Raw genomic sequence first — 12,652 nt, forward strand, 5'->3', positions numbered from 1 at the left:
GCATGTCGGCTGGGAAAATCGCCTTATAAGACCGCGCTATCGGCGCAACGCTTCGAATCGCGCCTTCGCTTCCTTGATTCCTCCAGCTTCGGCCCGCGCATAAAGATTTTGCGCCCTCGTGGGATCGCCTTGCGTTCCATAGGTTCCGAAATTCGGAAGGATCAGCGGATCGTAGGTTTCTGCGAGCACGAAGCTTGCTCGAGCGCTGCCCATCTCGGCGGCACGTTCCAGCACGATCCGCGCCGCGCCGATGTTTCCCTGTTCAAGCAGTACGCTCGCGCGCGCAACCAATTTCGCCGCTTGCACCCCTTCGTTAGGATTGACTTCTTTAGGAATGACCTGGGCGCCGGCCTGGCTGCGCGCCGCTATGTCCTGGTCTTGGACTGGCTTGTCTCTGACCGGTTTGTCTTGGACTGGTTTGTCCTGGACCGGCCGGTTCTGGATTGGCCGTGCGGGCGCTGACAGCTCCTCGCGCACGGCCTTGCCGGTGGTAGCCGGCGGAGACGCAACGGAGGGAATCTTCGCCGCAAGCGCGCCGTTGTCTCGATGCGCCGATGCGAGGTCCCTTTCCAGTCCCTCGGCCCGCTCGCGTTCACGCAGCAACAAGTTGCGCAGCTCGGCCGAGTCGCGCTCTCCGGCTTGCTTGATCCTAGCGGTTTCCTCGGTTGCCTTGGACGCGCGCTCGGTCTGCGCGTCGAGATCGCGGCTTGCTTTCGCGAGATCCCGGGCCAGTTGGTCAGCCCGCTGGCGCTCGCGTTGCGATTGCGCCAAGGAAGCGGTATTGTTCGCCTCAGCCTGCTTGAGCTGTGCTGCTTCCGCGCTGGCTTTGGCCGCTTGAGCCTCGTATGCGTAGATCGTGCTGCGTGCCATCGAGAGATCCTGCGCCAGCGCCTCGGCTCTCTCGTGCTCCTTCTGCATCGACCGTCTCTGCTCCACGGCGCCGGCTTTTGCTACTTGCGTCAGCCTGGCGACTTCGTCGCTGGCATTTGCAGCCAGCGCCGTCTGCGCATCGATATCTCGTCGCGCAGCCGCAAGCGTCTTCTCCAACTCGCCGATCCGATCCCGCTCATGCTGCAGGGAGTTTTGCAACTCTGCCGCGCCGCTTTCTCCTGCCACTTTCGGTAGGAAGGCGTCTTCGCTGGCTTTCGCCACCGGTGCCGTTTGTGCCTGGTATGCATAAATAGCGCTTCGCGTCAGGGAGAGATCCTGCGCAAGCGTGTCGGCCCTTTCGCGCTCCTTCTGCATCGATTGCCTCAAGTCCTCGGCGCTGGCCTCCGCCGCCCGACTTCGCCGCGAAAGGTCCTCGTTCACGTTTGCCGCCAGCGCAGCCTGGGTTTCGGCATCGCGCCGCGTGGCCGCCAGATCCTGCTCCAGCCGCGCCGACCGTTCACGCTCCTGCTGCAGTGTCTTCTCTAGTTCCGTAGCGACGCCATTCCCCGCTTGTTTCAGCGCGGCCACTTCCTCACCCGATTTCGTCGCTAGCGCAGTTTGGGTTTCGACATCGCGCCGGGCGGCTGCGAGATCCCGCTCCAGCCGCGCCGACCGCTCACGCTCCTGCTGCAGCGTCTTCTGCAGCTCCGCGGCGACGCTCTCTCGCGCCTGTTTCAGCGAGGATACTTCCTCACCTGAATTCGTCGCCAGCGCGGTTTGGGTTTCGACATCGCGCCGGGCGGCTGCGAGATCCTGCTCCAGCCGCGCCGACCGCTCGCGCTCCTCTTGCAGGAATGCCTGCAGCTCGGCCGCGCCACTCTCGCCCGCTTGGTTCGGCCGGGAAGCTTCCTTCAGTCGGGAACCTTCCTCGACGGCCTTTGCTGTCAACGCCTTTTGCGTTTCGACCTCGCGCCGCGCATCGTCGAGTGCCTGCACCAGCCACTCGACCCGATCATGCTCCCGCTCGAGATGTTGCAGCAACTCTATGTCGCGCCTTGCGAAGCCAAGTTCGCACGACAGCGACTCTGCCCAGTCGCGTTGCTGTTTCGGAGGCTGCTGCAGGGCCCCTGCGTCGCCAGTCGCCGCCTGCGCAACCTGTATCGACTTGTCGCTGCCGCCCGGGCGCGGCAACAACTTCTCGAACTCGTCAGAACCGCGATCGCGGGCAGTTGTCGCCTGTTGCGCGTCTGCGAGGTGCCGCGCCTGATCCTGGGAAGCCTTCGTTTCCAACGGCCATGTCATGGCGAGCATGACCGCTGCCATCCACAGGGGGGCGCATCTTCCGCGCGTGAGGGAGATCTTCACGTCCCCGTTGAGCATGACCGTGCGAGCCATCGGCAATCACCTGTCGCGTGGCGATACGATATCCTTCAGATGCCCCCAGATGCCTCATTATGCGCTCCATCTTTACGCGAATCATATAGCTCGAATGGAGGACCCTCCCCACCACTTTTGGGTTAGGCTTCGGACTGTGCCCGATCATCCAAGCCATGAACAATGAGATGGCCTCAGCGGGCTGGAGCCTTCCGGATTTGGTTCAGTGTCCAATCCTTTTGGAGTACTCTCCTTTCGTCCACGCACATCAGGAATCCTGCACTCATATGTCAGGAGCAGGTGGTAACCATTGATCTGGTACCGCTCAGGTAGGGCATGAACTTGGTCGAAGGGAATTCCACGGCAGGGCGACGGGATTGCTCCGGAGCAGGCAGCGCCACCACCTAGTGCCACTGCAGGCGAACACACCCTGCTGCAGGCCCGTCAGCTCGGCGTGGAAACTGGCAGGTCGATCTGACTCGAACTGGGAGCGCTGCGCCGAATGGATCGTTCAAGGTTCGCGGCCTCGGCGCAGCGTGCGAGAAATGTTTGCCGAAGGGTGCGATTATTGAGGTTGCCGTTTGCGCTGAGTGGAGGGAGCATGTTCTGGAAATCGAGTCTCGGAAATGAAGAACCCCGGGTGGGGCTGCCAATTGAGGCCCTTTAGTGGTTACCGCTCTTCTTCGGCTGATCGCGTGGCTGCTCGCAGCCGCCGTCACTGTCGTAACGCTTGGACCTCAGGACGTTCGGCCTCACCCCTTTCTCGGACAGCAGGGCGATCACGCGCTCGCCTTCCTTCTGATCGGGATTGTCTTCGGCTTTGCTTATCCGCAGCGGCGCTTGACTGCTTCAGCGCTCGCCGTTGCCCTGATCGGCCTGCTTGAGATCATGCAACTATGGGTGCCGGGACGGCACGCGAGATTTGAGGATTTTATGGTCGATGCGCTCTCGGCCTGCGTCGGCTTCGCGCTTTCCGCGGCGGCCGGCTGGATGATGGCGCAATTAGGCCAAGATCCCGACGCGGTGACGCGCCAACGCCCTTAGTGAGCACGCTGATATGACTTGCACCGGGGGTGCGCGAGTTGACCGCGAGACGAAGCGCACCATCAATAGAGCTCAGTGCATTGGTGCACGGACACTCCGTCGCCGCCTGGATCGGTGCTGCGGATCGTCGAATTTGAGCTCGGCAACAAGTCGCCAAACCTGAACCTCGTGACCATCGGCCAACCGTCCGGCCCGCTTGGTTGCGGACGCGTCGTCAGGGCAGTGAAGGTTGACGACGCTTCCCAATTGGCCATGTTCATCCAGAACGTACGCACGATAGTGTGGCATCGCAAATCCCCAGGCGCGACTGCATCTTACCTGCAGGCTTGTTCCGCGGTGAAAAGATTTTGGGTCATTACGAGCTACCTCTGATGGGCGACATGCACGCTGCTGCAGCTCGTCTCGAACTCCACTCATGCGATCAGACCCGCCGGTGCACGTTTCAACACCTCGGACGCGTACGCTCAGGCATGACGACGAAGATGCCTGGACCGCTCCCGAACCTTCGGAAGCTCGCTGCCCTGATAACCGTTGGGGTTCTGCAATTGCCAACGCCAATGGTCCGCACACATTTGCTCCAACGACCGCGTCGATGTCCAGCCCAACGCGTTCTTCGCAAACGTCGGGTCGGCATAGCAGGCGGCGACATCACCGGCCCGGCGCTCCCTGATTTCATAGGGGATTGATCGCCCGCTCACCGATTCAAACGTACGGACGATGTCCAGAACGCTGCTGCCGTTGCCCGTTCCAAGATTGACCGTGATCAGACCGGGCTGTCCGAGTTGGCGCAGGGCACTCAAATGCCCGGATGCGAGATCGACCACATGAATGAAGTCGCGGATTCCGGTGCCATCAGGCGTGTCATAGTCGTTTCCCCAGATCTGCAGCTTCTCCCGCCGTCCAATCGCCACCTGTGCCACAAACGGCAGCAGGTTGCTGGGAACGCCCAGCGGGTCTTCCCCGACGAGCCCGCTCTCGTGCGCGCCAACCGGGTTGAAGTAGCGCAGATTGCCGATCCGCCAACCGTCGTCGGACCTGCAGAGATCCTTCAGCATCTCCTCGATGACGAGCTTTGTGCGGCCGTACGGATTGGTCGGACCGAGGGGATGCTTCTCGTCGAGCGGCAGGTATCTGGGCATCCCGTAGACGGTCGCCGACGAGCTGAACACGAGCGTCTTTACATTCGCCCGCTTCATGGCCGACACCAGCCGCATCGTTCCCAGGACGTTGTTCTCGTAATACATCATGGGCCGTACGTTGGAATCGCCCACCGCCTTCAGTCCTGCAAGGTGAATGACCGCAGTCACTCCGCAGGTACGAAGCATGTCGTAGATCAGCTCTTCATTCCGGATATCGGCATGCCGAAAGATGAGCGATCGCCCGCAGATGGACTGGACCCGCTCAAGCGAGGCCTTGTTGCTGTTGGAAAGATTGTCGACGGCGACGACGCCGAACCCGGCGTCCAGCAATGCGATACAGACGTGGGACCCGATGTAGCCGGCACCCCCGGTCACCAAGATCATTTCGGACAGCTTCCGCATTCGCTCAACTGGCCTCCGTGCAATGCAGCACCACATTACTTGCAAGTCGCGCCCGCGGGGCGTGGAGATTTTGGGCCTTATGAGCTACCTCCGGTGGATTGCATCGCGGGTGGTGCCGCCGTGAGGCGGTTTCGCCGATGTTGTTGCGATGGCAGAGCAGGGGGGCGGATACGCCAACGTAGGCACAGCTGGCAAAATGCCATCTCCCGCTGCGGAATTGCGACGGCGCTTGTCACCTTTGCCCGATGCGCACCGAATCGCCTGCGGTCGCATCGGTCCGGCTTGTCCCTGATGGAATGTCTGAACTGCCTGTTCTTCGAGGAGGCACGGCAGGACCATCCTGGTATCGGAGGGCGACGTCGACGGCGTCACCCGGCTGCAACTCGGTGTCTTTGCTTGCGATGATCCGTTCCTGTCCCTTATCGCCCTTCCTGATGATGGCAATCTCCGCGTGGTTGCCGGTTCCTCGCACGAGCTGTAACCGAACCATCCCGGTGTACTGAAGTTTCTCGCCGACGCTCTGCAGCTTTTCGCGGATTTGATTGAGCGTTACGCTGGCATCTTGCATCTCACAGAGCAGGTCGAGCCTCCGCTGGGGTCATCCAGCTTTGCCAGCTTCCTGACGAACTCGTCCTGCTGCTTCTTGACCTGCATCAGCTGCGCGGAGGTCTGTAGCTTCCGCGTTGATGACAGCAACACGGCGCGCCGAGCATCCGTAACGCGAGGGCTGATCAAGGAACCTTTGCCGAAGAGCTCGGTCGCTTTCTGCAGGTCGTCAAGATCTGACAGAAGTCCTTCTTCATCCTTCTTTTGCTGTTCCGACAGCACGCGGACCTCGTCGTCTCCCTGTCGAATGCCGCGCTGAAGTTGCGTCTTTTCCTGCTGATAATCACTCTGCTTGGTCTTCAGATATTCCGTTTCTGCGTTGACGATTTCCGAAATCGCCGATCGAGCTAAGGGCGCGTCCATCAGAGCGGCCGGACTGATCTGGGTTCCCTCTCCAAGTTCGGACTTGATGCGCCACATGCGCGCTTGTTCTTTGGCCAGCTCCGTCCAAAGCGAACCAAACTCGCTTCTCAGATCCGCTGACTCGAGATACGGGTTGTTCATTCTGACGCGCATGATGTCGTAGCCGCCGGCCGCGGCGACGAGCTGGCGTGCGGTGATGGACGGACGATAGGGGTACTCACCCGGCTTCGATACATCCCCGTTTACGTATATGGGCTTGTATTCCGCGATGACCGTCGTGACCTCGTCTGCGTCGATCACGACGGCCGTCTCCCGGCCATCGGCCGTCCTCTGTCGAAATACCTTCCTCGCCAGTGCAGCCCCGATTTTGGCGCGGATCTGTGGTAAGGGCAGGCCGGCCACTGGAAGCGTTCCAATCAGTGGCAACGAAACATTCCCGTCCATTTGAACGGGAGCACGATGCCGTAGCTCCGGCACGCCCGCCACCGCAACCTCCAGTACATCTCCGATGTTTACCAGATATTCCGCCCTGCTTGAGTGACGGAGATTGCCAGGCCAACAGCCACCAAGGTCCATTTGATGCAACGACCCAGGTCGCTGCCAGAGACGCCAACATGGAAGCTATTGCGCAGTCTGGAGTTCGGCATTGCGACATTCCCTGTACGAACGTGGTCCGAGGTGAAGTCTTTCAAAGTTGTCCATGGAAGGCAGCACGCCAACAACCGTCCGACTAGCCGTCCAGACGGGCGATCCGCCAAACGACGTTCTGTTCTCTCATCGACGCCGAACCGCTGGTGCCTTCCTCCCCTCTGTTCGACCGATCGGTTCTCCATCATGCCCATCGAACCCACTGGGACGGGCGCTTCCATTGCTGCCCGAATCTGATCCCGCGCGGTCGCGGCTCAATCGACCATCGTAGTTACCCACTTTTTTCCCGACCCATCCGCATTGCCAATTTTCATGCAGTGACCCGGACTGTACTGAATCAGCCCAAGTGGCGAGTGATCGGGTGGCTGACTGCGATGACTTATGCGTCCTTCACCAATTTGCCGGCCTCTACCAAGCTTCAGGCACATTCGTTCGATGACGGCAGGGCGATTGCAGGAGGCGTTGGATGGAGCAGATTGACTGCTCTGTTGGTCGTGGCAGCAGGCACAGAGTTCCTGCTCGTAGCCGGTGCGGCCTATTTCGCGGCTGTCCTTTATCATCGCGTGGTCTTGCTGGAGTCGCCGGATTCCGCCAGGTACATTCTGGAATCCCTGCTGATTTCCACATTGGAATTGCTGGTCTCCACAGGACTGCGGCAATATTCCCGGATCCTGACGCAGCCCCGCCACGTCTTCCTATGGAGCGGTGCCAGCGCCGTCCTCCTCGTATTCTCATTCTTCGTCTCGGCAATATTCGTTCTGAAAGCCTCGGGGGATTACTCGCGAGCAACTGTCATCGTTCAGGCCGGGAGTGTCCTGGTCACCGTGCTGTGCACGCGGGCAATATGGTTTTCAGTGCTGCAGCCTGCTATCGCGTCTGGCCTGATCGATGCCAGGCGCGTCATCCTCATAGGAGACCCGGGTCACTGCTTGCAGTTTTCTGCGCGAGCTAACGCCACCGGAATTCGGACCATTCGCTCGTTCGACTTTCCGCGGGCCCGCGCCGCTTCCTTAGTTCCTGCGCACCCCGACGCCGGCCAGGCGCCACCTGATGTCCGCCAATTGGTGGCGAACTGCCGACCCTTCCGGGTGGATGACGTTGTCATTTTGATTTCAGAATCAGATTGTGGCTCTGCTCTCGCGCTTGCCGCCGCCCTGTCAGACCTGCCGGTAGACGTTCACGTCGTGCTTGTTGGGTCCATCGATCTGATGGCCGTGTCGCGGAGCACCCAGTTCGGCAACATGGTGACGATGCGGATATTCCAGTCTCCGCTCACTCCTTTCAGCCGAGCAATCAAGAGGGGAGTCGACATCGCCGTTGCAAGCGTGGGCCTTGTTCTGACCAGCATCCTTTTCGTGATCGTTCCGATCGCAATCAAGCTCGAGTCTCGTGGGCCGGTGTTCTTTCGACAGACACGCCACGGCTACAACAACGAGCCCATTCGCGTGTTGAAGTTCCGATCGATGACCGTCATGGAGGAGGGCGACAACTTCAGGCCGGCCACCAGGCACGATCCACGCGTGACCCGTGTTGGACGCCTTCTGCGCCGGACCAATGTCGACGAGCTTCCGCAATTGTTCAATGTCCTGCTCGGCAACATGTCGATCGTCGGGCCCCGTCCGCACGCAACCTCGCAAAACGAGTCGTTCAACGCGCTGATTTCGTCGTTTTCCCGCCGCCACAACGTCAAGCCTGGTATAACGGGTTGGGCTCAGGTCAACGGGTATCGTGGTAACGTCGATACGCTCGAGAAGATGCAGCGTCGGGTGGAGCACGATCTGTATTACATCGACAACTGGTCAGTCCTTCTCGACTTCAAGATCATGGTCATGACCTTCTTTTCGAAGAAGGCATATTGGAATGCCTATTGATTAGTCGGTGCCGGCCCTTCACTTGGTGATGTTGAACCTTGGCACCCGCTGCCCGCAGCCCGCTTCTCATCATCAGGGAGGCGTAGAAGTGCAACCCGGGGACGACACGTTGGAGGAGGGGCGCGTGGCCCCTCCGTATCTCGTGATCCCCTGATGCCGCGCACGGGCGGCGGATGACCAGCAGGTCTACCGGGAAAGGCCGCAAGCTCGGTCGACCCGTGTCTACCGCTCTCGCAGCGATTCCTGCTTGTACCTCGCCAGCGGCGAGAGAAGATAGCTGATGATCGTGCGCGCGCCGGTCTTGACCTCGACCGTCACCGCCATGCCGGGACCGAGCTTGACGAGCTTGTCCTCCACCTGCATGTGTGTACGGTCGAGTGAAATCCGCGTCGCATATTCCAGCTCCTGGCCTTTCGGCTCGCTGCTGCCTTGCGCCGTGCCCGAAGCGCGGTCGTTCGGTCCGCCCTGCCTGTCCCGCGTGATGGCGTCGGTCGACACGCTGAGCACGTTCCCATGCAAGAGCCCATAGCGCGTGAAGTTGAACGTATCGATCTTGATCTCCGCCTTCTGTCCGGGATGGACGAAGCCGATGTCGCGGTTGGAGAGCATGGCCTCGATCTCGAGCTGACTCTCGCTTGGAACCACGATGGCGAGCGACTGCGCCGGCGTCACCACGCCTCCCACCGTGTGAACGGCAAGCTGCTGAACGACGCCGTCGACCGGCGCGGTCAACTGCTGAAGCTTCGTGCGCCGATCCGCCTTGACTACTTCCTGCGCAGCGCTCGCTGCCTTCTGCTCGGCTTTCGCGAGTGCGTCATAGGTGGCTCGCCGATACTCCGCCGCAGTCCTTTCCTTCGTTTCTTTCAGCAGGGCGATGGCGGCGTCGGCTTCGCCGAGCCGGCTCTGCTGGAGGACCAGATCCTGCTGAAGGCCGACCAGCTCCTGATACTCGGAGAGATAGACAACCTTCGAGGCCAAGGCCTTGTCGACGAGACCCTTGCGGATGTCGACCCGCTCCTGGAGCACCGGTATCGTCGCCTGGAGCTTCGCCACGCTCGCCGATGTGGTCGCTCGCTCCGCTTCCTTCTGAGCTTGCTGGCGCTCGATCTCGGCGAGCTTGGCGCTCTGCTCGGCGCGCTGGCTGATCAGAAACTGGCGATGCATCTCGATCTCCGCGGCGCTTGCGCCCTGCGGTGATCGGAAGGCGGCAAGCGGATCGCTGGTGAGCGCTGCTCGCAGCCGCGCGACGTCGAGTTCGGCCGCAACGAGATCGCTTCTCTGGCGCTCCTGATCGGCATCCGTCATCGTCGGGTCGAGTTCGATCAGAACGTCGCCGGCCTTGACGCTCTGTCCGTCCCGTACGTGAATGGCGCGAACAACGCCAGTCTCGAACGGCTGGATCAGCTTGGTGCGTCCGCCGGGCACGATCTTGCCCGTTGCGGTCGCGACGATGTCGACGCTGCCCAGTGATGCCCACAACAGCGCGACGCAAAAGACCGCGATGATGCTCGCCCCGATCGCGCGACCGATCGGCGACGGCGGCGATTCGGTGATCTCGAGTGCCGCCGGCAGAAACGCGATCTCGTGCTCGCGCCGTCGGACCTCGGCTCTCGGAAACGGAACGATATTCCGATTAGCGGACGTCATGGATACCGGCCTGCAGATAGTGGAGATTTGCGTAGCGCCCGTTCGAGCGGATGAGTTCATCATGGCTGCCGTCCTCGACGATACGGCCATGCTCGAGAGTGATGATCCGGTTCGCATTGCGCACGGTAGAGAGCCTATGAGCGATGACGATGACGGTCCGGCCGGCGGAAATCCTTTTCATGTTCTGCTGGATGGCGCGCTCGCTTTCGTAGTCGAGCGCACTGGTCGCCTCGTCGAGGATAAGGATGCGGGGGTTGGTAATGAGTGCGCGAGCGATCGCGACACGCTGGCGCTGCCCGCCGGATAGACTGCTGCCGCGCTCGCCCACGATGGTGTCGTAGCCCTCGGGCAGCTCCAGGATGAAGTCGTGAGCGCCGGCGAGTGATGCCGCCTCGATGACGCGCTCCATGGGCATGGCCGGGTCGGCGAGTGCAATGTTCTCGCGGATCGAGCGATTGAAGAGCACGTTCTCCTGCAAGACCACGCCGATTTGGCGCCGAAGCCAGGTCAGGTCGACCGTCGCGAGGTCAACGCCGTCGACCAGCACGCGTCCGCTCTCCGGCACGTAGAGACGCTGGATCAGCTTGCCGATGGTGCTCTTGCCCGAGCCCGAAGAGCCAACGATACCGATGACCTGGCCGGGCTCGATGCCGAAGGACACATCGTGCAGCACCTCGGGGCCGTCGACCCGGTAGCGGAAGGTCGCGTGATCGAATACGACCTTGCCGCGGATCGCCGGCAGCGCGGCGCGGGCCGAACTGAAGCTTGGCTCCGGGATGGTGTTGAGAATGTCGCCGAGACGATCGACTGACAGCCGGGCCTGATGGAAATCCTGCCACATCTGCGCGAGCCGAAGCACCGGCATGCTTACCCGCCCCGCCAGCATGTTGAACGCGACCAGCTCTCCGACGGTCAGGTCGCCGCCGATCACGAACTTGGCGCCGAAGTAGAGCGTTGCGGCCGTGACCAGCTTGTTGATCATCTGGACCGCTTGGCTCGCCGTGTTGTTCAGGCTGAGGACGCGGAAACTCGCCCCCACATAGCCGGCGAGTTGCTCCTCCCAGCGGCGTTGCATCTGGGGCTCAACTGCCATCGCCTTCAGCGTCTCGACGCCCGTGACGCTTTCGACCAGGAAGGCCTGGTTCTCCGAGCCGCGATTGAACTTCTCATCGAGCCGCCGGCGAAACAGCGGCGCGGCGCCGGCGGAAATTCCGATGTAGAACGGGAACGACGCCAGAACGATCCACGTCAACGCGGCCGAATAGTAGAACATGACCGCAAGGAAGACGACAGTGAATAGAAGATCGACGACCAGGGTGAGCGCCGAGCTCGTCAGGAACTGGCGGATGTTCTCAAGCTCGCGAACGCGTGCGACCGAATCGCCAACGCGGCGTGTCTGGAAATATGCGATCGGCAACGCCATCAGGTGACGAAACAGCCGGGCGCCGAGCTCGACGTCGATGCGGTTCGTCGTGTGCGCGAACAGATGGACGCGCAACGTGCCGAGAACGGTCTCGAACAAGGTCAACGCGACGAGACCCGCGACCAGGACGTCGAGCGTGCTGATGCTCCGATGCACGAGTACCTTGTCGATGACGACCTGGAAGAACAGCGGGGCGACGAGGGCAAAGACCTGAAGGAAGAACGACGCGATCAGCACTTCGCCGAGAAGACGGCGATACTTGTGGACCGCACCGAGAAACCAGCCGATATCGAATCGCCTGGACAGATCCGTCAGAGCCGCACGCCGGGTCATCAGGATGATGTCGCCATCCCAGACGGCCTCGAGTTCGGCCTGCGTCATGGATTCGGGTCGGGAAGACAATGGGCGCTGAACGAGAATCTTGTCGTCGATGACCTTGCCCAGGACCAGGAAGCCGCCGTCGCGCAGTGCGGCGATCGCCGGCAACGGCGTGACGGAAAGCCTGTTCCAGCTTGACCGCTGTGCCCGCGCCTTGACGCCGAACTCCTTGGTACAGCGCAGGATTTCGGTCACACCGATCCGCGAGGTGCCCATGCGATGGCGAATTTGCTCCGGGTCGGCCGCAATGCCATGGCAGCGCAGCAATATCGCCATCGCAATGAGTCCCGACTCATCGCCATCCGCAGGCTGAGGAGCCGGCCCCTGGACGGGCATATCGCGACGTTCGGCGGACCGTGCAGACGCCAGAGCATCGCCGGCGAGCGCAACCAGATCACGCCCGCGCGCAATCAGACCGGCAAAGGCATGCTGCGCGCGACCGGCGAGGCCATGGGATCCGGCCAGGAGCAAGCGGCCGTCCCAGATTTCTTCAAATTCCGCACGCGGCATCAGCTTCGGATGTGCCGAGGTCGGATGCAGCACAAGCGCGGCGTCGTCCTCGACCTTCCCGAGCAGCAGGAAGCCGCCATCACGCAGCGCGGCGATTCCGGGCAGGCTGATGCCTGCAAGCTGTTTCCAATGTGTCGTGCGCGAACCGACCTTCAGTCCGAAATCGCGGGCGCAGCGAAGCATCGCACGGATGCCGATTGCGCTCTCTCCGCAACGGTCGCGGAGCTGGTCGGGCTCGGCGTTCACGCCATGAAGGCGCAGGAACAGAGCAAGGGACCGAAGCCCGAGATCTGCGGCATGGGCATTTCCATTCTGGATCGCCATTTAAAATACTCAACCCTTCGCGGCTACCGGCCGCGTATGATGTTCCTTCTCAT

At 61.5% G+C, this 12,652-nt stretch carries 8 protein-coding genes; 2 read left to right on the top strand and 6 right to left on the bottom strand.

Going from position 1 to position 12,652, the window contains the following annotated elements; translation table 11 throughout:
* Positions 1-36 precede the first annotated feature (36 nt).
* Complete coding sequence (locus ACFLEY_RS11940) at positions 37-2,265, bottom strand: hypothetical protein (protein ID WP_060908501.1); 2,229 nt, start codon at positions 2,263-2,265, stop codon at positions 37-39.
* 645 nt (positions 2,266-2,910) lie between these two features.
* On the opposite strand from ACFLEY_RS11940, the gene ACFLEY_RS11945 reads away from it, so the two are divergent.
* Positions 2,911-3,288: a VanZ family protein gene (locus tag ACFLEY_RS11945; protein ID WP_060908500.1), complete on the top strand. Its 378-nt coding sequence runs from the start codon at positions 2,911-2,913 to the stop codon at positions 3,286-3,288.
* Positions 3,289-3,752: 464 nt separating this feature from the next.
* Here the strand turns inward: ACFLEY_RS11945 and galE are convergent, their stop codons facing one another.
* The 3 genes from galE to ACFLEY_RS11960 all read right to left on the bottom strand — a co-directional run bounded on the left by galE (position 3,753) and on the right by ACFLEY_RS11960 (position 6,284).
* Positions 3,753-4,811, bottom strand: a complete 1,059-nt coding sequence (galE, locus tag ACFLEY_RS11950; RefSeq protein ID WP_211433918.1) for a UDP-glucose 4-epimerase GalE — start codon at positions 4,809-4,811, stop codon at positions 3,753-3,755.
* 250 nt (positions 4,812-5,061) lie between these two features.
* A complete protein-coding gene (locus ACFLEY_RS11955; protein ID WP_249163117.1) occupies positions 5,062-5,397 on the bottom strand; it encodes a hypothetical protein in 336 nt (111 codons plus the stop codon).
* Positions 5,379-6,284 carry a polysaccharide biosynthesis/export family protein gene (locus ACFLEY_RS11960; RefSeq protein WP_396604644.1) on the bottom strand — a complete coding sequence of 302 codons (906 nt, stop codon included), beginning with the start codon at positions 6,282-6,284 and terminating at the stop codon, positions 5,379-5,381. The genes ACFLEY_RS11955 and ACFLEY_RS11960 overlap by 19 nt, the downstream gene beginning before the upstream one ends.
* 515 nt (positions 6,285-6,799) lie before the next feature.
* Here ACFLEY_RS11960 and ACFLEY_RS11965 point away from each other — a divergent pair.
* Positions 6,800-8,317 (top strand): undecaprenyl-phosphate glucose phosphotransferase, encoded by a 1,518-nt coding sequence (locus ACFLEY_RS11965; protein WP_396604645.1) that lies wholly within the window; start codon positions 6,800-6,802, stop codon positions 8,315-8,317.
* 222 nt (positions 8,318-8,539) lie between these two features.
* Here the strand turns inward: ACFLEY_RS11965 and ACFLEY_RS11970 are convergent, their stop codons facing one another.
* Positions 8,540-9,964 (bottom strand): HlyD family type I secretion periplasmic adaptor subunit, encoded by a 1,425-nt coding sequence (locus tag ACFLEY_RS11970; protein ID WP_211433897.1) that lies wholly within the window; start codon positions 9,962-9,964, stop codon positions 8,540-8,542.
* Positions 9,951-12,599 carry a type I secretion system permease/ATPase gene (locus ACFLEY_RS11975; protein WP_211433898.1) on the bottom strand — a complete coding sequence of 883 codons (2,649 nt, stop codon included), beginning with the start codon at positions 12,597-12,599 and terminating at the stop codon, positions 9,951-9,953. Before ACFLEY_RS11975 ends, ACFLEY_RS11970 begins: the two co-directional genes overlap by 14 nt.
* Positions 12,600-12,652 lie beyond the last annotated feature (53 nt).

The organism is Bradyrhizobium sp. YCK136 (assembly GCF_044570075.1).
GTDB classification, from domain to species: domain Bacteria; phylum Pseudomonadota; class Alphaproteobacteria; order Rhizobiales; family Xanthobacteraceae; genus Bradyrhizobium; species Bradyrhizobium diazoefficiens.